Here is a 21069-nt window from a genome sequence, read left to right on the forward strand (position 1 = left end):
ACTCCAGCTCCTAGAGTGGCCGACCGGCAGCCCTGCAGCGGTGGAAGAAGGAGAGATGACCATGCGTTACCGAGTACTCGGCGGTACCGGCATCGAGGTGAGCACGCACTGCCTCGGGACCATGATGTTCGGATCCGTCGGCAACCCGGACCATGAGGACTGCATCCGCATCGTGCACGCGGCACTGGACCAGGGGATCAACTTCGTCGACACCGCGGACATGTACTCCGCGGGCGAGTCCGAGGAGATCGTCGGCAAGGCGCTCCAGGGGCGGCGTGACGACGTGGTGCTGGCGACCAAGGTGCACTTCCCGATGGGCGAGGGGCCGAACCGGGGCGGCAACTCGCGACGCTGGATCGTGCAGGCCGTGGAGGACAGCCTGCGGCGGCTGCGCACCGACCGGATCGACCTGTACCAGGTGCACCGGCCGGATCACCGCACGGATGTCGAGGAGACGCTGGGCGTGCTGGGCGACCTGGTGCGGCAGGGCAAGATCCGGGCCTTCGGCTGCTCGACCTTCCCGGCCGAGGAGATCGTCGAGGCGCAGTGGGTGGCCGAGCGGCGTGCACTGGCACGGTTCCGGACGGAGCAGCCGCCGTACTCGATCCTGGCCCGCGGGGTGGAGTCCTCGGTGCTGCCGGTCGCACAGCGCTACGGCATGGGCGTGCTCACCTGGAGCCCGCTCGCCTCCGGCTTCCTCACCGGCCGGTACCGCAAGGGCGGTCCGGTGGACCTGACCGGCGGGCGGGCCGCGCTCACCCCGCACCGCTTCGACCCTGCGCTGCCCGAGAATGTCCGGAAGCTGGAGGTGGTCGAGCAGTTGGTCGGGCTCGCCGGCGAGCTCGGCTGCTCGCTGCCGGAGCTCGCGGTGGCCTTTCCGGCGGCGCACCCGGCCGTCACCTCGGTGATCATCGGGCCGCGCACCATGGACCAGCTCACCGGCTTGCTGAAGGGTGCCTCGCTCACGCTGGACGGCGCGACGCTCGACCGGATCGACGAGATCGTCCCACCGGGCGTCAACCTCTACCACCCCGACGGCGCCTGGCGCTCGCCCGCCCTGGCCCCGGCCGCCCGCCGGCTGCCGCTCGCCGACCGGGCGGCAGCCGGGGACTGAGCGCGGATCCGCGGCCGGGGGCCGGGCCGCCGGGGACGGGGGCGGGGGCGGGCAGGCGGGCGACCCGCGACGGCGCCGCGTTCCGGAGCCGCTCAGTCGAGACAGAACTCGTTGCCTTCGACGTCCTGCATCAGGAGGCACGACTCGTTGACACCGTCGGCGCGCAGGAGCAGCCCGCGCACCGCGCCGAGCGCGAGCAGTCGCGTGCATTCGGCCTCGAGCGCGGCCAGGCGCTCCTCGCCCACGAGCCCGGTGCCGACCCGCACGTCGAGATGCACCCGGTTCTTCACGACCTTGCCTTCGGGAACGCGCTGGAAGTACAGCCGCGGGCCCGCACCCGAGGGGTCGGCGCAGGCGGCGGACGCCGGTCCCTGATGCCCCGTGGACAGTGCGCGGTCGAAGTCGTCCCAGGTGGCGAACCCCTCCGGCAGCGGCGGTGCGTCGTACCCCAGTGCCTCGGACCAGAAGCGAGCGACGCGCGCCGGTTCTCCGCAGTCGAAGGTGATTTGGACCTGCTTGATCGTTGCCATCCGTCCATCCTAGGAGTGGGGCCCGTCGTCGGGTCCACGGGCCCGGTGGAGCCGCCGGCGGCCTGTACGGTCATCGGCGTGCAGCGAAAGCAGTCCGGGCCGCGTCCGACGGCAGCGCGGCCGGGCCCGGGGCCCTCGTCCAGCGGCCCCCGGTACACCAGGACGCCGCAGCAGCAGGGACCGCTCCGCCTGGAGGCCCCCGCTCGGATCCCCGGTCGAGGGCCCGGTGGCGGGCGGCCCGTGGGGTGGGCCGCCCGCCGGGGGGTCGAGCTGTCGAGCCGTCAGGCGGTCACGGGGTCGGGGTGAGGGCGAAGCGGTGGGCGGGGTGGCCGTAGGTGTAGGCGTCCTGGATGACGGGGGCTCCGGCGGCGGTGCTCCATCCGTGGATGCTGAGGTTCAGGTTGCTCGCCCGGTCGACGAGGCGGCCGAAGGCGCCGTTGGTGGGCAGGCTCCAGATCTGGTCGGGGTCGGTGGTGGCGCAGGTCTGCTGGACGGCCTGGGCGTCGGTGGCCGCGGTGCCGCCGTTGTCGAGGCACCGGCCGGTGGCGGTGTTGCGGAGCAGGTAGCTGCCGTCGACGGTCGGCAGGCGCTCCCAGCGTTCGCTGCCCGTGGTGGTGCAGGGGTTCTGGACGAGGCCGGTGCCGCCGGTGGTGGCGGCGCCGGGGACATCGACGCACATCCTCGAGTTCTCGTTGACGAGGTGGAAGGTGCCGGTGCGGGCGGCGGAGTCGGGGCCGGTCGTGTCGATGGTGAAGGTCTGGGCGTTGCCGTAGGCGGGCCTCTGGACGGCGAGGTCACCGGCGAGGTCGCCGGAGTCGAGGACGGTGATCCTCATACCGCTGTTCTTGTTGACCAGGCTGCCGGTGCCGACGACCGTCCAGCGCTGGGCGTCGGTGCCGTTGCAGGGCGAGTGGTTGACCGCCCTGCCGTCGACCTTGGAGGCGCCGGGCACATTGAGGCAGTCCCCGGTGGCGGCGTTGCGGACCTCGAAGTAGCCGTCCATGCGGGGACGCGAGTCCACCGCTGGCTCGTGGTGGTGGCGCGGCAGGGCATCTGGGTGATCAGGCCGGTGGTGCTCCCGGTGTCCAGGCACTCGTCGCTGACCGTGTTGCGCAGCCGGAAGGCGGTGGGGTCGGCGGGGGCGTCGGAGGTGGTGAAGTCCATCCGCCAGGCGGTGGCGCCGCCGCCCTGCTGGACGATGTCGCCGGCCACGGCCGCGGCGGTGCCGGCGAGGCCGATGTCCGTCCCGCTCTTGCGGCTGGTGACGTGCTGGGCGCCGGACTGATCGGCGGGGCTGAACCACCACTGCTGATTCTGGCCGCCGGTGCAGGTGTAGGCGATGAGCGGGGTGCCGGGGGCGGTGGAGCCGTTGGCGACGTCGGCGCAGGTACCGGTGGCCTTGTTGATCAGGGTGAAGTAGCCCTGGTTGTCGATGTGGCGCAACCAGTACTGCGTGGCGGTGTTGCGGCAGGTGTGCTGGACGAGGACGTTGTCCCCGCCTCCCGGGGCGTCGAGGCACTTGCCGGTGGCGGTGTTCACCAGCCGCATCGTCACGTCGGGGGCGGGGCTGGTGGTGATGAGGTAGGGGCTGTCGGCCAGGTTCTCGTCCGGGTGGGTCGCGAGCTCGCTGCCGGCCGCGGGGTGGGGGTTGAAGTAGGCGTAGCCGTCGGCCTGGCAGTCGTAGACGTAGTTGCCGTTGAGCTCGGTGCAGTGCGCGGGGCTGCCCCAGCCCCGGCACATCGGGTCGTGGCCGTTGGGGCCGTTCGCACCGCCGTTCGTGTCCTGGTCGCAGTGGGTGAGGCCGAAACTGTGGCCCATCTCGTGGGTGATGGTGGCCTCGTCCCAGCAGCCGATCTCCAGCGGCAGTGCGGCCCAGCCCCCTGCGAGCGTGCCCCGGCCGCTGCCCCCGCCGGTGCAGCGGTTGCCGTCAACCCCGCCGAGCGTGACGCGCGGGATCCAGGACGGTGCGTCGGAGAAGACCATGTACTTGCGGGTGTCGCCCGCCGGCTGCGCCTTGATCGCCGTGAGGGCGGCGACGGCGGCCTTGACGATCGCGCCGGCGTTGTTGGCGGCGGTGTCGGTCGGCTTCGGGTTGGTGGGGATCCGGACCCGGGCGACGTCGATCTGGCAGTCCGGCGTCTGGACGAAGCGCAGACGCCTGGAGTCGCCCCGGCCGAAGCGGCGGGCGCTGGCCTCCATCACCTGGTCCCAGTCCCAGGTGACGCGGCGGATGGTGGTGAGGGCGGTGGCGTAGCGGTCGGCACCGCCGGCCTCGTAGGCGTAGATCACCTGGATCCGGCCCTCGGTGGTGTCGTCGACGCTCGGGTCGCAGGCCACCGGCGGGGTGGGCCCGGGCAGCGCGGTGAGCGGGACCTGGACGGCGGCGTGCGCGGCGCCGACGGGCAGCAGGCCCAGCGGCAGGCCGACGAGGCAGGCGAGGAGGGCGAACAGGACGCCGCGCAGGCGCCCCAGCCGGTTGGCCGCGCGCCCTGCGCGGGCGGCCGACGAGCGGAAGGGTCTCACGTGTACTCCCTGGCTGTCGTGCGCCGGGAGGCGGATCCGCCCGGCGTGCCAGAGGAGAGGGCCCGGCCCGCGACCCATCCCGCGACGTTATCCGACCGTGACCTTTCAGTCGACAGCGGGACGCAGCAACCAGCGGAACGCCGGGTCGTTGTAGTAGTTCTTGCTCTGCGTCAGACCGTCCCCGGCCGGCGGTGCCGGGAGCGACCAGTCGACCAGGCCGAGCCACATCCCGCTGTCCTGGTTGATCACGGGGTGGTACTGGCCGTCGTCGGGGATCCGCCAGCTCTGCCCTGCCGCGGCTGCGTCGCACGGCTCCAGGACGGTGCGCGCCTGATCCTGGGTGCTCCCGCCGACGCCCAGGCAACGGGCGGCCGCCGCGTTGCGCAGCTGCACCGTCCCGTCCGCGGCCGTGACGAGCGACCACGCCTGGGAGGTGACGGACCGGCACGGCTGCTGGGAGACCGCCGTGCCCGGCCCGGCCTCCGCACACTGGCCGGTCTTGCGGCTCACCAACTGCCGCGACCCGGCCGGCAGTGCCGGGCGGGTCGCCGAGACCTGCGGCACGGCCGGGGACGGGGCCGACGACGCGGTCGCCGACGGCGCTCCGGACGGATGCCCGGGAGGGGTCGCGGTCGGGGTGGTGACCGCCGCCGAGCCCACCGATGCGGCCGCCCCGGCGGGGTCGCGGGGTGCGCACCCGGGCCGGAGGGACTCGCCGGCCAGAACATCGCCGTGGCGGCGACCGCAGCCGCGCCGACCGCCAGCACCGCACCGGCCACCGGCACCCACGCCCCGACCGCACCCGACGTCACACCACCACCCGACGTCACACCGCCTGACGTCACACCACCACCTGACGTCACGCTGCCCGAGGCCGCGCCGCCTGGCCGGCCGGGGCTCCCGCTCCCGACGCCGCCGCGCCGGCGGCGAGCGGCGCCACGGCGTAGCACCCGCCCCACAGCAGCAGCGCGACCGGGAGCAGGGCACCGAGCCGGCTGTTGATGTCCTGCAGGTCGGCGGCGGCCCGTCCGCACCGGTCGCAGGACGCCAGGTGCCGTTCCAGGTCGCGCCCCCGGCTGCCGCCCCCACGGACGGCGACACTGAGGAGGTGCCCGTAGTGCCGGCACTCCGCGCTGCCCGCCGCGTCCAGATGCGCCTCCAGGTAGGCCGCCTTCAGCCCCTCCCGGGCGCGGGCCGCCAGCGAGCCGACGCCGCTCGCGGTCATCCCGAGCCGACGCGCCACCTCCCCCGCGCCCTCCCGCTCCACCGCCGAGTACCAGAGCACCGCTTGCCAGCGCTCCGGGAGCCGGGCGAAGGCGCGGGCGACCAGTGCGGCCTCCTGTCCGTCGAGCACCGAGGCCTCGGTGTCCTCGGATCCGGGGATCGCCGCGGCCCAGGTGTCGAAGTCGGCGGCGAGGTGCATGCGCTGCGCCCCGCGCGCCCAGTCGGCGGCGATCCGCCGCACGCAGGTGAGCAGATAGGGCCGCCAGGCGTACGAGGGCCGCGGCCCGCCGTCACCGCGCGGCAGGTCGCCGCGAAGGCCTCCGCGGCCAGGTCCTCGGCGCTGTGCCGGTCGCGGCAGCAGGTCCGCGCATAGGCCAGGACGGCGGCGTGGTGCCGCCGGAACACCTCCGCCATCACCGCGTCCTGGTCCGGCCCGCCGCCGGTGCCGTCCGTTGCGGGACGCAGGGCCTCGGCGAGTTCGGCGTCGCCGAACGCGGACAGATCACGGCCGGCGTGGTCGGAGGTGGACACGTGCTCCGCTCCTGGTGGGTCATCGCCGCAGGTGGCGGAGGTGTGGACGGGCCCGCCAGTCTGGTCGGCCGCACGCCACCGGCCTATTGGTCCAGTCCACAAAGATCGTGCACGGCTTTGCACGGACTCCTCCAGCCGCACGGACGGGGCCGGGGGCGTGCTGCCGAGCGGCGTCGTGCCGAGGGCGATCCGGCGCGCAGCGCGCAGCCGCACCCACCGGCCCACCGGGGCGAACCGAAGGAGGCTCGGGAGGCGCCCTTGTCCCACCCCGCACTCGCCCGCGACCGGTGATGCGCAGCAGCAGCCCTGCACCGCGAGCATCGGAACGGGCGTCCGTCGGCCACCGCCGGCGGGGGCCGACCCGGCCGGGAAGCCCGCGTTCGCATCGCCGGTCACGGACGAGGCGGCGCGGACGTCGTCGAGCGGATGCCGATCGCGCAGTGCACCACGGCCGAACACCGCCGTCCGGGCACTCGCCGGCCGCTCCCTGCGTGTTCTGCTCGGCGCACCGGCCGCGATACGGGAGCATACGGGTGAAAGGGGCAGAAAAGCCGTACCAGAATGGAAGAAGAAGGGGCGGACGTGTCCGGCAGCGAGAGTGAAAACCCAGCGATTCCCTCCCCACCCCGGTCCCGACTCGCCCAAGGGCGAATCGGGACTGGTGGCCGGCCCAGCTGGACCTGCAGGTGCTGCACCAGCACTCGCCCCGTTCCAACCCGATGGGCGATGACTTCGACTACGCGACCGAGTTCACCGCACTCGACGTCGAGGCGTTGAAGCGGGACGTCATCGAGCTGATGACCGCGTCACAGGACTGGTGGCCTGCCGACTACGGCCACTACGGACCGCTGTTCATCCGGATGAGCTGGCACGCCGCAGGCACGTACCGCATCGCCGACGGGCGAGGAGGCGGCGGCAGTGGCGCCCAGCGCTTCGCCCCGCTCAACAGCTGGCCGGACAACGCCAGCCTAGACAAGGCGCGTCGGCTGCTGTGGCCGGTCAAACAGAAGTACGGCCAGAACATCTCATGGGCCGACCTGCTGGTGTTCGCCGGCAACTGCGCCCTGGAGTCGATGGGGTTCAGCACGTTCGGCTTCGGATTCGGACGCGAGGACATCTGGGAACCCGAGGAGATCTTCTGGGGCCCGGAGGACACCTGGCTCGGAGACGAGCGCTACAGCGGCGACCGCGATCTCAGCAATCCTCTCGGCGCCGTGCAGATGGGGTTGATCTACGTGAATCCGGAGGGTCCCGACGGCAATCCGGACCCGCTGGCCGCCGCCCGCGACATCCGGGAGACCTTCGGGCGGATGGCCATGAACGACGAGGAGACAGCGGCCCTCATCATCGGAGGTCACACCTTCGGAAAGTGCCACGGCGCCGTCGATCCGGCGTACCTCGGCCCGGAACCCGAGGCCGCTCCCCTGGAGCAGCAGGGCCTGGGTTGGCACAACACGTACGGCAGCGGCAAGGGCGCCGACACGCTCACCAGCGGACTGGAAGGCGCCTGGACCAACAAGCCGACGGCCTGGGACAACGGCTATCTGGGCAACCTGTTCCGCTACGACTGGGAACGCACCACCAGTCCCGCTGGGGCCCACCAGTGGAGGCCGACCGATCCCGCGGCGCAGGGCACGGTGCCGGACGCGCACGACCCGTCGAAGCGGCACGCCCCGATGATGCTGACGACGGACCTGGCGTTGAGGGAGGACCCGGTCTACGGGCCGATCTGCAGGCGCTTCCACGAGCATCCGGACGAGCTCGCCGAGGCCTTCGCGAAGGCCTGGTACAAGCTGCTCCACCGCGACATGGGCCCGCTGTCCCGCTATCTCGGGCCGTGGGTTCCCGACCCGCAGCTGTGGCAGGACCCGGTCCCCCCGGTCGATCACGAACTGGTCGAGGACGAGGACATTGCGGCCCTCAAGGAGCGGATCGTCCACTCCGGTCTCAGCATCCCGCAGCTGGTCACCACCGCGTGGGCCGCAGCAGCGAGCTTCCGCGGTACCGACAAGCGCGGCGGGGTCAACGGGGCGCGGATCCGGCTGGCGCCGCAGAGGGACTGGGAGGCCAACGACCTGCCCGAGGTGGTCGGAACGGTGCATCGGCTGGAGCAGATCCAGCGGGACTTCAACGCGGCACAGACCGGCGCCAAGAGGATCTCCCTCGCCGACCTGATCGTCCTGGGCGGTTGCGCAGCGGTCGAGCGGGCCGCGCTGAACGCCGGGCATACCGTCACTGTCCCGTTCGCGCCGGGGCGCACGGACGCCTCGCAGGAGCAGACCGACGTCGAGTCGTTCGCCGTGCTCGCCCCGCGGGCCGACGGGTTCCGCAACTATCTCCGCTCCGGCGAAAAGCTGTCGCCGGAGACGCTGCTGCTGGATCGGGCGAACCTGCTGACGCTGACCGCGCCCGAGATGACCGTCCTGGTCGGCGGCATGCGGGCACTGAACGCCGGCTTCCGGGGTTCCCAGCACGGCGTCCTCACCCTGCGTCCGGAGACGCTGACGAGAGACTTCTTCATCAATCTGCTCGACTCGGGCACGGAGTGGAGAGCGTCGGAGTCGAGCGTGAACGTCTTCGAGGGGCGGGACCGGAAGACCGGCGAGATGAGATGGCTGGCCACTGCCGTCGACCTCGTCTTCGGGTCGCACTCCCAGCTACGCGCCATCGCCGAGGTCTACGCCGCCGGGGACGCGGACGAGAAGTTCGTGCGCGACTTCGTGGCGGCCTGGCAGAAGGTGATGAACCTCGACCGGTTCGACCTGCACCGACCTCCACCGGCAACCTCGCCCCGGTAGGCGGCGAGCCGGGCGGGGTCCCTCGCCATACCTGGCGTGGGACCCCGGCCCCGAACCTGGCGGCGACAGTTCGACGAATCCGGACGGCTGCATCGGCGGGGCGGACGGACGAGAAGACAGGGCCACGCGACGGCTCTGTGCCAGCTCCCCTTGACTGGCCGAGCAGACCGTCCCTGCCTGGTCATGTTCGGCGGGCGGCCCCGGTCGTGCCTACCGTGGAAGGCAGGGCGGGACAGACACCGCGGCCGCGGCATCCGGCCGGGCACCCGCCCATGTTGGCGACGGACGGTGAGGACATGTGCAGGTGGCTGGCCTATTCCGGGTCTCCGATCGCGTTGGCGGAGCTGCTCTACAAGCCCCAGCACTCCCTGATCGACCAGAGCCGGCACGCTTCGATGAACGGGTACAGCGACGGGTCCACGACGAGAGCGAGGTCCCGCTTGAGCTCGGGGAAGCCTTGGATGGCGCCGTTGTGCATCCACAACCAGCGGCCGTAGCGGAAGGGGTGGCAGTTGCTGATCCACCGACTCCGAGCTGATGTTCTACGTGGCGCTCACGTTCGGGCTGCAGGACGACACCCCGCTCGCCGTCGAGCGCATGATCGGCACCATCGAGGCCGCAGGGAACCGCCACGGTGTGCCCGACCCACTTCAGATGACGGTCGCGGTCTCCGACGGACGCCGCCTCTGGGCCTTCCGATACTCCACAGAACGTCACTCGAGGACACTGTTCTTCAGCACGGATGTCCGCACGCTGCGCGCGCTCCACCCGGAGATCGAGGCGTTGCGCGAGGTCGCGGACGGTGCACGCATCGTGGTCTCCGAACCGCTCGGCGACCTGACGGGCGCCTGGCACGAGGTACCCGAATCCTCCTACGGCCATGTCGCGGACGGGGGCGGCGAGTTGCGCGGCCTCGTCCCGCGCCCGGCCTGACCCGACAGCAGTCCGCCCATCGCCATCACGGGCCGGGAGGGCCTGCGGTTTCCCCGACCCCTTCCCCGACCACTGTGCGCCGGACGCACGGTCGTCACCGGTACGCTCGGCGTGCACCCGGCTGCCGCACGCGGCCGTGTCCGCGACAGGAGGACGGCCATCGCCACCACCGACCCGACCGTCCACGGACGTGGCCACGGGAGCACCGGCGGGCTCTCGACCGCGCCGGCCCGACTCCCGTTCCCGCAGCGCCCGTCCGTAGAGACCGCGACGCTCTGGCAGGCAGCCGGCGTTCTGATGGAGCGCTACCGGCTGGCCAACGGTGCCGACACCGTTGCCCTGATCGAGGCCGCCGCCCGACTCCACCACCTGCCGCCCCAAGTCCTGGCGGAGGCCGTTGTCGCCGCACCACGACCGGCCGACCGCCACCGGCTGTGGTTCCCCCGTCGGAACCGGCCGGGCGCCCCCGACTCCTCATACTGGGAGGAGGCAGGAGCCGACACCGCCGACCGTGGCACCGTCCTGCGCGCCGCCCTCGCCCGGACGGTCGACATCAGTGGCTGCGCCCGGGCCGACCTGCAGGTCCTCGATCCGCTGCACGACACGCTCGTGATCGAGGAGCAGCAGGGCTTCGACCAGCCGTTCCTGGACTTCTTCGCCCGCGTCTCCCCCGCCACCACGAGCGCCTGCTCTGCTGCCCGGGCCCGCGGCCGGCGGGTCACCGTCACCGACACGTCGACCGACCCTCTGTTCTCGTACGCCCCCGCCCGCGAGGCGCTGCTCGCAGCGGACAGCCGGGCCGTGCAGAGCACCCCTTTCCTCGTCCTCGGCCGCTGCCTGGGGATCGTGTCGACCCACCACACCCGCCCCGGACACACCCCCAGCCGCATCGAGGAGAGCGCCCTCGACGCCTTGGCCCACCACACCGCGGGCTGGCTGAACTGGAATCTGCGGGACACCCTGCTGAACGCCCTTGAGTACCTCCACCACGCGGCGGGCGAACGCTGAGGACGCGCCGACCGGGGCCGGGGCGTCGGGCGTGGGCATCTGGCGGACGAGGCATCAGGTGCGGCACCGGACGGCCGCGGAACGGCCTACCGGAGGTGCTCCGGGACGAGGGCCGGAGCAGGCAGCCCACGGGGGGGCAGAGTGCGGAGTGGCCCGGGACGGCGCCAGTGGCGCGGCCAGGGTGCGTTCCTGGCCCGCGCCCACGCGGCCCACCAGGTCGAGTTCGGGATCGCAGCCCCCGATGCGCTCTGCGCGGGTGGCGATGCCGTCGCTGCTGTCGCCGCGCAGCTCGTCGAGGGAGTACGCCCGGTAGGCCCGGCCGACCATCAGGCCCCGCTCCGCCTGGGGTTGATCGACGTCGAGGTCGGTGGCGAGTTCGGCGGCGGTCGGCAGGCGCCCCGATCGCTGTTCGAGCCGGTCCGCGGCATGCGTGACCGTGAGGTACAGCTCCTGAAGGCTGCGCGGCACCCGCACCGGCCGGATCGTGTCGCGGAAGTACCGCTTGATCTCGCCGATGATGGTCGGCAGCGCATAGGCGAGGAACTCGACACCGCGCTGGATGTCGTAGCCGTCAACGGCCTTGATCAGCCCGACCGTGCCGGCCTGTGTGAGGCCCTGGCGTTCGGTCGAGGCCCGGGAGCGGAAGCGTGCCGCGGCGAAGCGCACCAGGGGCACGTTCAGCTCGATGAGGGTGCCGCGCACATGGCTGGAGGCGGCCGTACCGGGCTCGAGCCCGGCCAGCCGGACGAAGCGCGCATCGCTCAAGGCACGCGCCTGCGCCTTGCCCACCGCCCGCATCCCTTCACGAGACGGACGCCGCGCACCCACCCCTCCGGGACGAAGGGCATCGGGTCAACAGGAAACGCGGAAGAAGGGAGCCCCGCCCGTCCGGCTTCTTCAGACGGCGGCACCCCGGTCATGATCACCGTGCCATGCACGGCCGGCCCCAGGCCGATCGGTGCGGGGCGAAGGGAGTTGTCCGCCTCCGCCCAGGCAGCGTCTGCCCCGCAGCTTCCAGGGAAACCGGAATCGGGAGCACCCGTCCCGCGAACCCTCTCGACGGGCCGAAGCACGGACGGGTCACAACGCTCTGTGTTCATCATCCCCTCGGCCTGTGCCCGCAGGGCGAATGGACGTCATCCCTGCGGCCCGGGTTCACTTCATTCCGGGGGCGTAGGGTGGAGACACGGCAGGTTGCCGCCGCGGTCGCCCGTCGTCCCCGCCGTTCGCACCCGCCGTCTGCCCGGGACTCCCGAAGACGACCGGAGCGCGTCGCTCCCTCGTAGCATGGGGACCATCGACGGGCCAGGAGGCCTGGCCATGCACCCCCACTCCTGCCACCCCGCATGCCCGCCTGGCACTGCCCTGCGCGCCGTCACCGCTCGTCTCGGTGACGCGGCCCTGTGCTACCTCGGCGGCACCCTCGACCCCGACGACGCGGAAGCCGCGCGAGACGCCCTCGACCGGACGCTCGCCATGCCCTGCCCGCTCATCTGCGTCGACCTGCGCGACCTCGGCTTCTGCTCCTGCACCGGCCTCAATCTGTTCCTCCAGGCCCGCCTGACGGCCCGCCAGGCCGGCCGCACCCTCGTCCTCCTCTCCCCCAGCCCCCAGGTCGAACGCCTGCTCCGCCTGAGCGAGACCGAGGACCTGTTCCCCGTCCAGCCCGACGTCCGCCACGCCCTCGCCACCCGCATGGCCGAGCCCGTCGCCACGGCCGCCTGACCTGCACGCGCTACGCAGTCACCCTCCCCGGCACGCCCGGCACCCACGCGCCCCCGGAGATCGTGATCGTTCACGCCACCGGCACCCACACCCCGGACGGCCAACCGATCTTCCAGGACACTGCCGGCACCTTCCGAAGAACGCACTCGTGAGCTGGTTCGCGGCACCGGCGCCGGCCCGAACTCGCGATCCCACCCGGATCCGGAACTCGTGCCAGGCGAGACCACAACAAATAGGAGAATGCCCCGTTAAAAGCACGAAAACGGGAAGACGAACCAGTACCTCCGCACCGGCGGAGCACCACTACCGGGACCACACACCGGAGACCACCGTGATCATCCTCGGAGTCATCCTTCTCGTCATCGGATTCCTCACCAGCATCTCCATACTCTGGACCATCGGCATCGTCCTCGTCGTCATCGGCGCGATCCTGTGGATCCTGGGCGCGGTCGGCCACCAGGTCGGCGCCCGCCGCCATTACTACTGACACACCGTCTGCCAACCCCGGGCACCCCCGTCCCCCGGAGGGGAAAGGGCCCAGGCTGCACCGTGGGGACAGGCGGACCGGCGGCCCACCGCGTCACCGCGTCACTGCGTCACTGCGTCACTGCGTCACCGCGTCACCGCGTCACCGCGTCACCGCGTCACCGCGTCACCGCGTCACCGCGTCACCGCGTCACCGCGTCACCCGAGGATGGCGTCGGCCGCCTTCTTGAGCGAACCCGGGTGCTCGGGCCGGTCAACGGCGGGCACGCTCACCACCATCCTCCTCATCCGCCTCGAACTCCTCCTCGTCATCGTCATTCCCGGGGGCATCCTCTTCGTCGTCGTACTCGCCCTCGTCGTCGTACTCGCCCTCGTCGAACTCCCCTTCGTCGTACTCCTCGGGCTCTCCCTCCTCGCTGTATGCGTCTTCCTCCTCGGGACCGCCGTCCTCCTCGTCGTATTCGGGCTCGTCGTACTCGCTCTCCCCCTCGGCGGCCTCTTCCTCCTCGACGGCCTCCTCGTGGGTCTTGACGACCTCGCCGTCGCGGATCTCGCCGCGCCAGCCGTCGGCCTCGTCGTTGCTGAGCGAGACGTAGCGCTGGAAGTTCTTGAAGTCCAGGCGCAGCCGGCGGCCCTGGGCGCGCCAGATGTTGCCGGTCTTCTCGAAGAAGCCCGCGGGGTAGTACTCGACGACGAGGACGATGCGGGTCAGGGTGGGGTGATCTCGTGGAAGCTCACGGCGCCGCGGGTACTGCCCTTGGCGCCCTGTGAGGTCCACACGATGCGTTCGTCCGGTACCTGCTCCTGCACGGTGGCCTTGAAGCTGCGCTTGGACGGCCCGACCTTGACCTCCCAGTCGGTGGTGACCTCATCGCCCTGGGAGACGCTCTGCACGCCCTTCGCGAAGCCGCTGAAGTCCTCGTACTTCGTCCAGTGGTCGTACGCGGTGCGCAGCGGAACGCCGACGTCGAGGGTCTCGATGATGTTCATCGGCTTCTTGCCGGACTTCCGTCCGGGCTTGCCGCCACCACCGCCGCCGAACGCGCCCTTGACCTTGTCGACGACGTTGTCCTTGACGCTCTTCGCCTTCTCGCCGAGGAAGGCCTTCGCCGGTGAGCCCCCGGCAGGGCACGGGCGCCGCTCTTCGGGAGCGCGCCACCGTTCTCGACGACCTCACCGAGCCGGCCGGTGAGGTCGGAGACCTTCTCGCCGGCCTTGTCGACCAGGTGCTCCACCTGTGCTCCGAGATAGTGGACGGCCTCCTCGCGCAGCTTGTCGAAACCCGAGGTCCCAGGTGCCTTCTGCTCCTCCTTGGTGGCCACGGCCTACCTCCTGCCGGCGCGCGTGGACGGCGTTCCGGAGGCGGTCCTCTTCGCCGCGCTCTTCTTCGCCGGAGCCTTCTTCGCTGGGGCCTTCTTCGCTGGAGCCTTCTTCGCTGGGGCCTTCGCCGCGCTCTTCTCCGCGGGAGCCTTCTGCGTCGCGCTCTTCTTCGCGGGGGCAGAAGCCTTCGCTCCTGCCGTCCTCTTCGCCGCCGGTCCGGCCGGCGCCGCGCGGCCGGTCGAGCGCTTGGCCGGGGAGGCGGACCTCTCCGGGGTCCTCCTCGTGGGTTTGCGCTCGGGCTCGGCCCTGTGAGCCGACCGCGCGGGACGTCCGGCGCGGTGCCGCGGGGCAGGCTTGCGCGACGGCTCCTCTTCCTCTTCCTCCTCCGGCTCCTCCTCGTCCTCTCCTTCCTCTCCGGGCTCCTCGACGTCCTCGTCCTGCGGCACCTCCTCCCACTGGTCCTCGCCCTCCCCTCGCCCTCGGGCTCGTCGAACTCTTCCTCGTCGTCGAGTTCGTCGTCCTGGTCTTTCGGCTTGCCGATGTTGAGCGTGCGTTCGCGCAGGGAGTCGGCGAGCTCGCCTACCTGTCGGTTGGCCGCGGCGACCAGAGCTTTCTTGCCCGCCTCCAGGAGCTCCCCCTGACCTGCTCGTTGAGCTCGGCGACCTGGGGCACCTCACCCAGCTTCCGGAGCCCTTCGGTGGCGAGCTGCCGCGGATCGAGCCCGAACCGGCGCCCGGCGATGTAGGTTGCCACCGCGAACGCGAGTCGTCCCTTCTTCGCGCGCCCGAGTACGTAGCCGCCGGCGACGGCAGCCGCCACAGCGGCCTTGGTGGCGTTGTTCATGAGGTCATCCCTTCCCGATGTGCCCTTCCCGGTCGGACAGCGCGTCAAGGGGCACACACACAGCGCGACACTCCGCGGCACACGCCGGACGCGGACACCGTCCGGCTCACGGCGGGCGCGGGGCAAACGCGATGCGTCCACCGGAGGCCTGGCCTCGGCCATCGCGCAGGTGTGACGCCCAGTCAACCGCGGCGACCGATCGCCCAGGGCAATCTTCGAGCGATCAGGTACTGTCGGCGCTTCGGGCGCCAAGGGCCGCACTTCCAGTCTGGACAGACAGCCCCGTGCGCGCACGCGGGAGGCGCAATCCTGCGGGGCGACGTCGCCTCCGGGACGGTCGAGGATCCTCGTCCGGTGCGGCCGTCAGCGGGAGGGTCCGTGGCCGGCCCGATCCCGGGCCAGGCCCCGCACACGGGCACCCCGCCGGGCGAACCCGGCCACAGCCGCCCGCCCGGTTCCCGGCGCGGCACCGGTCACCAGCACCACTTTGCCGTCCATCCGCGGCGGGCCGGCCGGCCAGGACGCAAGGCGCCCGCGCGCCCGCAGCCCCGGACTGCCGTGCCAGAGAACCACCGACCGGACCTGCGCCGTATCCATCGCCGAAGCCAGCGACATGCCCCGCTTCTGCCCAAAGCCCCCAAACCCACACCACAGGAGGACGCACCTGTGCCGATGAAACGCCGCCCCCGGGGTAGCCGTCAGGGTGGTGTCAGGCCGACGGGGGAAGGAGGAGAGCGCACCGTGGAACTCACCGACTGGCTGCTGCTGCCCGACGAACGCGGGAACCGGGCGACCGTCCTGGATCACCGCCGGGCCGGCCGGGCGGCCTGGTCCGAGGGCAACCGGGTACGGCCGCTGGTCCACGGCGCCGCGTACTTCGCCGAACTGCTCGCCGCCGTGCGTGCTCAGCGCGCCGGGGACCTGCTGCTCTTCACCGACTGGCGCGGCGACCCGGACGAGCTGCTCGACGATGACGGCACCGACGTCGGCGGCGCGCTGTGCGCGGCGGCCGAACGCGGCGTGATCGTCAAGGGCCTGGTGTGGCGGTCCCATCTGGACCGGCTCCAGTTCAGCGAGCGGGAGAACCGCCATATCGGCGAGGAAGTCGAGGCTGCCGGGGGCGAGTGTCTGCTGGACATGCGGGTGCGGCCGGGCGGTTCGCACCACCAGAAGCTGGTCGTGCTGCGCCATCCGGACCGCCCGGACCTCGATGTCGCCTTCGTCGGAGGCATCGACCTCTGTCACAGCCGCCGTGACGACGGCACCCATCGCGGGGACCCGCGGGCCCAGCCGATGGCCGCCGTCTACGGCCACCGGCCGCCGTGGCACGACCTCCAGCTGGCCGTCCGCGGGCCCGCCGTCGGTGACCTGGAGGGCTGCTTCCGGGAGCGCTGGGAGGACCCGGCCCCGCTCAGCCGCAGCCCATTCGGCCGGCTACGCCAGCTGGTGCACCGCGAGGACACCCGGGCCGGCCGGCTGCCCGCCCGGCTGCCCGACCCGCTGCCCTGCGGCAGCCACACCGTCCAGGTGCTGCGCACATACCCCAACCGGCTGCTCCGCGGCTACCCTTACGCCCCCGACGGCGAGCGCAGTGTCGCCCGCGGCTACCGGAAGGCCCTGCTGCGGGCCCGGGCGCTCGTCCATGTCGAGGATCAGTACCTCTGGTCGGCCGAAGTCGCAGGCTGCTTCGCCCGGGCCCTTGCCGACAACCCGGGGCTACGGCTGATCGCTGTCGTCCCCTCACACCCCGATCAGGACGGCCGACTCACCCGGGGGATGAACCTGGTCGGACGGATCGCCGCCCTGGAGGAGCTGCGCCGCGCCGGCGGTGACCGGGTCGCCGTCTACGGGGTGGAGAACCACGCAGGGACTCCCGTCTACGTGCACGCCAAGGTGTGCGTGGTCGACGACGTCTGGGCGTCGGTCGGCTCCGCCAACCTCAACCGCCGCTCCTGGACACATGATTCGGAGCTCAACTGCGCCGTCCTGGACCAGGACCGGGACGGGCGCGAGCCGCGCGACCCAGGCGGGCAGGGCCACAGCGCGCGTACCTTCGCGAGGAACCTCCGACTGGAACTCGCCCGTGAACACCTGGACCGCCCCGCGCCCGACGACCCGCTCGCGCCGGATCCCCTCTGCGACCCGGTCCTCGCCTTCGACGCATTTGCCGAGGCCGCCGCCGCCTTGGACGCGTGGCACCGCAACAGCCGCCGGGGCCCCCGTCCGCCGGGCCGGCTGCGCCCCTACCGGGTGCCGCAGCTGACAGGCACGGCGCGCGTGCTGGCCGGCCCCCTCTACCGCCTGGTGGCCGACCCCGACGGCCGGCCGCTCCGGTTGCGGCGCAGCCGTTCCTTCTGATCGGCACGCGGTGTCCTGGTGCCGGATCACCCCCGGCCGGAGACGTAGTCGCGCACCCGGTCGATGAGGCCGATCCCCGGGGCCAGCAGCCGGCGGGCGGTTGCCGAGGACGGCGCGTCGGGATGCGGCCTCGTCGGCGACATCGCCTTCGTCGCGCGGACCCGATCCCCCAGTTTCATCAGCTCCTCCGGCGTGGTGCCGGAGGCAAGCGCGGGGAAGAGTCGCTGCTCCTCGTCCTGGATGTGCAGGCCCACCTCGCGGCTCAGCGTCCGCAGGAGCGGATCGAAGTCCGCATCGGCCGGGGACCTGCCTTCTAGGCCCTTGAGCAGCCTCTCGACCTGGGCGTGGTCGGCGACCTCCTTGTCGGCCAGCCGGTCACCGTCGAGGACGTGGGCGCGGACGGCCGGGTAGAGGTAGGCCTCCTCCGCGATCGAGTGCCGCACGAGCTCGACGCTGACCCGGTGGACGAGCTCCTGCAGCTCGGTGCGCGGCGCCACGGCGATCCGCGCGAAGAGCATCTGCACCTCCCGATGGTCCGCCTCGAGCTCCGCGATCACGTCTGCGCCGTGGCCGGTCATGGTGCACTCCCGTCGTCGTGGTGAATGCTGCGGCAGACGCCTGCCCCGGTCCGTCCCGGTCAAAAGCGATGTTCGGGCGGCGGGACGAAACCGCGATCCGGGTAGGCGCACCGGAGGCGACGGCTCCGGCCGTGTCGTCCGCCACCCGCAGGCGGCCCATATTCGATGGAGGGCACGATGTCCCGACAGCAGATCGCGCGACCGCTGAACATCTACCTGAACGACCACCTGACCGGAGCCTTCGGCGGCGCCGCGCTGGCCCGCCGGATGGCCGGCAGCCACCCGGACCCGCGGCGCGCCGCCGACCTGCGCCGACTCGCCCGGGAAATCGCCCAGGACCGGGACGACTTGGTGCGGATCATGAACCGGCTGGGCGTACCCGTCCGGCACTACCGCACCTGGCTGGGTGTCGCCGGCGAGCGGATCGGCAGGCTCAAGCCGAACGGCACCCTGGTCCGCCGGCCGCCGCTGAGCGATCTCGTCGAGCTGGAGGCCATGCGCACCGGCGTCGAGGGCAAGGCAGCCCTGTGGCGGGCCCTGCGCAGCGTCGCCGAGGACGACCCGCGTCTGGACGCCGCCGCGGTCGATCGCCTGGCGGACCGGGCCCGGGCGCAGGCCGACCTCCTCAACGGGTGGCACCGGGAGACCAGTACCGAGGTACTGGTCGGGCATCCGCGCGGGCCGGCGGCGCACAGCGCCCGACCGTAGCCACGGGGCGCCGGGAGCAGCGCTCCCGGCCCCGCACTCGGCAGACGCCCGGCTCCCGACGGAGCCGTCAGCCGGGTGCGGGACGCGGATGCCGTCGTTCGGCGTCACGGCGGGAACGTCCGGCAGGACGGTCCGCTCATGTCGGGCCAGTCCTATCGGGCGAGCCCGGTGCGCCTTCCCACGGACGGCGCCTCACCCGGCCTCGGCGAGGCTCTGCCGTGCGGCGTCGGCCACCGCCTCGGCGGTGAGGCCGAACTCGGTGTAGAGCGCTGGTAGTCGGCCGAGGCACCGAAGCGGTCCAGGCTCACGATCCGGCCCCGCGGGCCGACCAGTTCCCGCCAGCCGAGCGCGACGCCGGCCCCCACGCCGACCCGGGCGGTGAGACCAGGCGGCAGGACCTCCTCCCGGTACGCGCGGGGCTGGGCTGCGAACCACTCCAGGCACGGCAATGACACCACCCGGCTCGGCACTCCGCCGTCGGCCAGCAGTCGCTGTGCCGCGAGTGCCGGGTGCACCTCCGAGCCTGTGGCGAGCAGCAGCACCTGCGGCCGCTCGCCGACGGCCGGATCGCGCAGGACGCAGCCGCCGCGGGCAGCCTCCTCCGCCGAGGCGCAGCCGTCCGGAGCTTGGCGCGGGTGGAGAGCGGCATGGTGTCGGTGGGCTGAACGCGGTCGAGCTGGTGACCGAGACGTCGAGGTAGTCCGGCAGGGTGGGGACCCAGTCGGACGACCCGCCGGCCCCGTCGGAGACCTCCTGGACGGCGTCGTCGTTCTCGTCCTGGGAGAAGCGGAAGTCCGCGAGCGGGAGGTCGGCGCGCGGTGCCTGGGTGCGGGTGACGGGGCCGCCGCGGTCGAGGCAGCTGTGCACGTCCTCCCCGAGGACGGTCCGCGTGATTGAACCGCGGCCCGATGGACAGGCGCTGGTCATGGAGATCATCAATGTCTGTGCGCGCCCTCTGCTGGCGTCGATGTTCATCGCAGGCGGAGCCGGTGCGGTGCGGCGTCCCAAGCCCTTGGTCCCGGCGGCGGCCCCGGTGGTCGACGCGCTGGAGCCACTGCCTGGCGTCCCGAGCGACGTCCGCACCGCAGTGCGGCTCAACGGCGGAGTGCAGGCCGTCGCCGGCTCGCTCCTCGCGCTCGGGCGGCTGCCGCGGCTGTCGTCCGCCGTTTTGGCCTGCACCCTGGTGCCGGTGACCTGGGCCGGTCACCGCTTCTGGGAGGCCGAGGACGCGGGTGAGCGCGCCCAGCAGCGCATCCACTTCCTGAAGAACCTGTCCATGCTCGGCGGGCTGCTCGTCGAGGCGTCCCGGAGCAGTCGCCCCCGGCACCTGGGCCGGGTGACGAGCGCGCTGTTGCCGGTGGGGTGGAGGCTTCCATGACCGACTACGGCTACTTCCTGTCCTGCGAGGAGTTCACACCTGCCGAGCTTCTGGACCAGGCCCGGCAGGCGCAGCAGGCCGGGTTCACCCGCCTGGCCATCTCCGACCACTTCCACCCGTGGAACGATGCACAGGGCAGCAGCCCGTTCGTCTGGTCGATGATCGGGGCCCTGTCGCAGGCTGTCGACCTGCCGGTCACCACGCTCGTGACCTGCCCGACCGTTCGGATGCACCCTGCGGTGACCGCGCAGGCCGCGGCGACCTCCAGCGTGCTGCTGGGCGGCCGCTTCGCGCTCGGTGTGGGGACCGGGGAGGCACTGAACGAGCACGTCAACGGAGACCGGTGGCCGTCGTTCGCGGAGCGGGCGGACATGCTGGAGGAGGCGGTGGGCGTGATGCGAGAGCTGTTCACCGGGCGACTGGTCAACCATCGCGGCCGCCACTACGCCGTCGACAATGCCCGGCTGTACACCGCGCCCGCCGGGCCGCTGCCGATCTACGTGTCCGGCTTCGGCCCGAAGGCGGCCGAGGTGGCCGGGCAGCTCGGCGACGGCTTCGTGACGATGAGCCCCGACGCCGACCTCGTGGCGGCCTACCGGGACGCGGGAGGCACCGGGAAGACCGTGGTCGGCGGGGTGAAGGTCTGCTGGAGCAGCAACCGGGACAAGGCCGTCGACACCGCTCACCGGCTGTGGCCGACCGAGCTCCTGCCCGGTGAGCTGGCGCAGATCCTGCCCACCCCCACGCACTTCGAGCAGGCGAGCGAACTCGTCACGCGCGAGATGGTGGCCGATGCCGTCACCTGCGGCGACGACGAGGACGAGCACATCGACACCGTCCGCGCCTACCAGCGCGCCGGCTTCGACGAGGTGTACATCGGTCAGATCGGCCCCGACCAGGAGATCTTCTTCGACGCCTACCGCGAACTCGTCCTGCCCGCCCTGCACCGCTGACCGCCGGGCGGCACTTCCCCGTCATCGGGCCGCCTCGGGCGAGCGACAGTCCATGCGGA

Annotated in this window: 23 protein-coding genes and 2 pseudogenes; 12 read left to right on the top strand and 13 right to left on the bottom strand. The window is 72.3% G+C overall.

What is annotated here, in order from left to right; all coding sequences use genetic code 11:
• The first annotated feature begins 61 nt into the window (after positions 1-61).
• The gene (locus ABEB13_RS02260) at positions 62-1114 is read left to right on the top strand and encodes an aldo/keto reductase (protein ID WP_345704019.1); all 1053 of its coding nucleotides are present in this window, start codon (positions 62-64) and stop codon (positions 1112-1114) included.
• 92 nt (positions 1115-1206) lie between these two features.
• On the opposite strand, the gene ABEB13_RS02265 is transcribed toward ABEB13_RS02260, so the two are convergent.
• From ABEB13_RS02265 to ABEB13_RS40205, 6 genes and pseudogenes are all read right to left on the bottom strand, one after another.
• The gene (locus tag ABEB13_RS02265) at positions 1207-1644 is read right to left on the bottom strand and encodes a VOC family protein (protein WP_345704020.1); all 438 of its coding nucleotides are present in this window, start codon (positions 1642-1644) and stop codon (positions 1207-1209) included.
• Between the two features lie 289 nt (positions 1645-1933).
• Positions 1934-2596 (bottom strand): RICIN domain-containing protein, encoded by a 663-nt coding sequence (locus ABEB13_RS02270; RefSeq protein ID WP_425559851.1) that lies wholly within the window; start codon positions 2594-2596, stop codon positions 1934-1936.
• Positions 2597-2847: 251 nt separating this feature from the next.
• A pseudogene (locus ABEB13_RS02275) lies at positions 2848-4245 on the bottom strand (RICIN domain-containing protein); the annotation flags it as partial.
• A 27-nt stretch (positions 4246-4272) separates the two neighbouring features.
• Positions 4273-4731, bottom strand: a complete 459-nt coding sequence (locus ABEB13_RS02280; RefSeq protein ID WP_345704022.1) for an RICIN domain-containing protein — start codon at positions 4729-4731, stop codon at positions 4273-4275.
• A 295-nt stretch (positions 4732-5026) separates the two neighbouring features.
• Complete coding sequence (locus tag ABEB13_RS02285) at positions 5027-5632, bottom strand: RNA polymerase sigma factor (protein ID WP_345704023.1); 606 nt, start codon at positions 5630-5632, stop codon at positions 5027-5029.
• A 59-nt stretch (positions 5633-5691) separates the two neighbouring features.
• A pseudogene (locus ABEB13_RS40205) lies at positions 5692-6243 on the bottom strand (RNA polymerase sigma factor); the annotation flags it as partial.
• A gap of 365 nt (positions 6244-6608) precedes the next feature.
• Between ABEB13_RS40205 and katG the strand changes: the two are divergent.
• The 3 genes from katG (at position 6609) to ABEB13_RS02310 (ending at position 10661) form a co-directional block, all read left to right on the top strand.
• Positions 6609-8720, top strand: coding sequence for a catalase/peroxidase HPI (gene katG, locus ABEB13_RS02290; protein ID WP_345704024.1), 2112 nt, complete (start codon positions 6609-6611; stop codon positions 8718-8720).
• A gap of 546 nt (positions 8721-9266) precedes the next feature.
• Entirely contained in the window at positions 9267-9653 is a 387-nt protein-coding gene (locus tag ABEB13_RS02305; RefSeq protein WP_380232723.1) for a class II glutamine amidotransferase, read from the top strand.
• 111 nt (positions 9654-9764) lie between these two features.
• Positions 9765-10661: a GAF domain-containing protein gene (locus ABEB13_RS02310; protein ID WP_345704025.1), complete on the top strand. Its 897-nt coding sequence runs from the start codon at positions 9765-9767 to the stop codon at positions 10659-10661.
• A gap of 54 nt (positions 10662-10715) precedes the next feature.
• Here ABEB13_RS02310 and ABEB13_RS02315 read toward each other — a convergent pair whose 3' ends face one another.
• The gene (locus ABEB13_RS02315) at positions 10716-11450 is read right to left on the bottom strand and encodes a sigma factor (protein ID WP_345704026.1); all 735 of its coding nucleotides are present in this window, start codon (positions 11448-11450) and stop codon (positions 10716-10718) included.
• A gap of 498 nt (positions 11451-11948) precedes the next feature.
• On the opposite strand from ABEB13_RS02315, the gene ABEB13_RS02320 reads away from it, so the two are divergent.
• The 3 genes from ABEB13_RS02320 (at position 11949) to ABEB13_RS02325 (ending at position 12873) form a co-directional block, all read left to right on the top strand.
• On the top strand, positions 11949-12386 hold the full coding sequence (locus tag ABEB13_RS02320; RefSeq protein WP_345704027.1) for an STAS domain-containing protein: 438 nt from the start codon (positions 11949-11951) through the stop codon (positions 12384-12386).
• A complete protein-coding gene (locus tag ABEB13_RS40210) occupies positions 12383-12538 on the top strand; it encodes a DUF6296 family protein (RefSeq protein ID WP_380232725.1) in 156 nt (51 codons plus the stop codon). The genes ABEB13_RS02320 and ABEB13_RS40210 overlap by 4 nt, the downstream gene beginning before the upstream one ends.
• Positions 12539-12717: 179 nt before the next feature.
• Positions 12718-12873 carry a DUF6131 family protein gene (locus ABEB13_RS02325; protein WP_345704028.1) on the top strand — a complete coding sequence of 52 codons (156 nt, stop codon included), beginning with the start codon at positions 12718-12720 and terminating at the stop codon, positions 12871-12873.
• Positions 12874-13125: 252 nt separating this feature from the next.
• Here the strand turns inward: ABEB13_RS02325 and ABEB13_RS40215 are convergent, their stop codons facing one another.
• Genes ABEB13_RS40215 through ABEB13_RS40225 form a run of 3 tightly spaced genes read right to left on the bottom strand, consistent with a single transcriptional unit; the run spans position 13126 to position 14194 of the window.
• On the bottom strand, positions 13126-13650 hold the full coding sequence (locus ABEB13_RS40215) for an SRPBCC family protein (protein ID WP_425559852.1): 525 nt from the start codon (positions 13648-13650) through the stop codon (positions 13126-13128).
• Positions 13581-13862, bottom strand: a complete 282-nt coding sequence (locus tag ABEB13_RS40220) for an SRPBCC family protein (RefSeq protein ID WP_425559853.1) — start codon at positions 13860-13862, stop codon at positions 13581-13583. The genes ABEB13_RS40215 and ABEB13_RS40220 overlap by 70 nt, the downstream gene beginning before the upstream one ends.
• Positions 13859-14194: a hypothetical protein gene (locus tag ABEB13_RS40225; RefSeq protein WP_425559854.1), complete on the bottom strand. Its 336-nt coding sequence runs from the start codon at positions 14192-14194 to the stop codon at positions 13859-13861. The genes ABEB13_RS40220 and ABEB13_RS40225 overlap by 4 nt, the downstream gene beginning before the upstream one ends.
• On the opposite strand from ABEB13_RS40225, the gene ABEB13_RS02335 reads away from it, so the two are divergent.
• Positions 14187-14504, top strand: coding sequence for a hypothetical protein (locus tag ABEB13_RS02335; RefSeq protein ID WP_345704029.1), 318 nt, complete (start codon positions 14187-14189; stop codon positions 14502-14504). The two genes, ABEB13_RS40225 and ABEB13_RS02335, sit on opposite strands and share 8 nt — an antisense overlap.
• Before the next feature lie 267 nt (positions 14505-14771).
• Here the strand turns inward: ABEB13_RS02335 and ABEB13_RS02340 are convergent, their stop codons facing one another.
• A complete protein-coding gene (locus tag ABEB13_RS02340) occupies positions 14772-15035 on the bottom strand; it encodes a hypothetical protein (protein WP_345704030.1) in 264 nt (87 codons plus the stop codon).
• Between the two features lie 741 nt (positions 15036-15776).
• On the opposite strand from ABEB13_RS02340, the gene ABEB13_RS02345 reads away from it, so the two are divergent.
• Positions 15777-17393 carry a phospholipase D family protein gene (locus tag ABEB13_RS02345; protein WP_345704031.1) on the top strand — a complete coding sequence of 539 codons (1617 nt, stop codon included), beginning with the start codon at positions 15777-15779 and terminating at the stop codon, positions 17391-17393.
• 26 nt (positions 17394-17419) lie between these two features.
• Here the strand turns inward: ABEB13_RS02345 and ABEB13_RS02350 are convergent, their stop codons facing one another.
• Positions 17420-17971, bottom strand: coding sequence for a hemerythrin domain-containing protein (locus ABEB13_RS02350; protein ID WP_345704032.1), 552 nt, complete (start codon positions 17969-17971; stop codon positions 17420-17422).
• A gap of 177 nt (positions 17972-18148) precedes the next feature.
• On the opposite strand from ABEB13_RS02350, the gene ABEB13_RS02355 reads away from it, so the two are divergent.
• On the top strand, positions 18149-18679 hold the full coding sequence (locus tag ABEB13_RS02355) for a hypothetical protein (protein WP_345704033.1): 531 nt from the start codon (positions 18149-18151) through the stop codon (positions 18677-18679).
• A 152-nt stretch (positions 18680-18831) separates the two neighbouring features.
• Here ABEB13_RS02355 and ABEB13_RS02360 read toward each other — a convergent pair whose 3' ends face one another.
• Entirely contained in the window at positions 18832-19221 is a 390-nt protein-coding gene (locus ABEB13_RS02360; RefSeq protein ID WP_345704034.1) for a transketolase-like TK C-terminal-containing protein, read from the bottom strand.
• A 347-nt stretch (positions 19222-19568) separates the two neighbouring features.
• Between ABEB13_RS02360 and ABEB13_RS02365 the strand changes: the two genes are divergently transcribed.
• The gene (locus ABEB13_RS02365; RefSeq protein WP_345704035.1) at positions 19569-20057 is read left to right on the top strand and encodes a DoxX family protein; all 489 of its coding nucleotides are present in this window, start codon (positions 19569-19571) and stop codon (positions 20055-20057) included.
• A complete protein-coding gene (locus tag ABEB13_RS02370) occupies positions 20054-21010 on the top strand; it encodes a TIGR03557 family F420-dependent LLM class oxidoreductase (protein WP_345704036.1) in 957 nt (318 codons plus the stop codon). Before ABEB13_RS02365 ends, ABEB13_RS02370 begins: the two co-directional genes overlap by 4 nt.
• The last annotated feature ends 59 nt before the right edge of the window (positions 21011-21069 follow it).

Origin of the sequence: Kitasatospora paranensis (assembly GCF_039544005.1) — a bacterium.
In the GTDB taxonomy this organism is placed as follows: domain Bacteria; phylum Actinomycetota; class Actinomycetes; order Streptomycetales; family Streptomycetaceae; genus Kitasatospora; species Kitasatospora paranensis.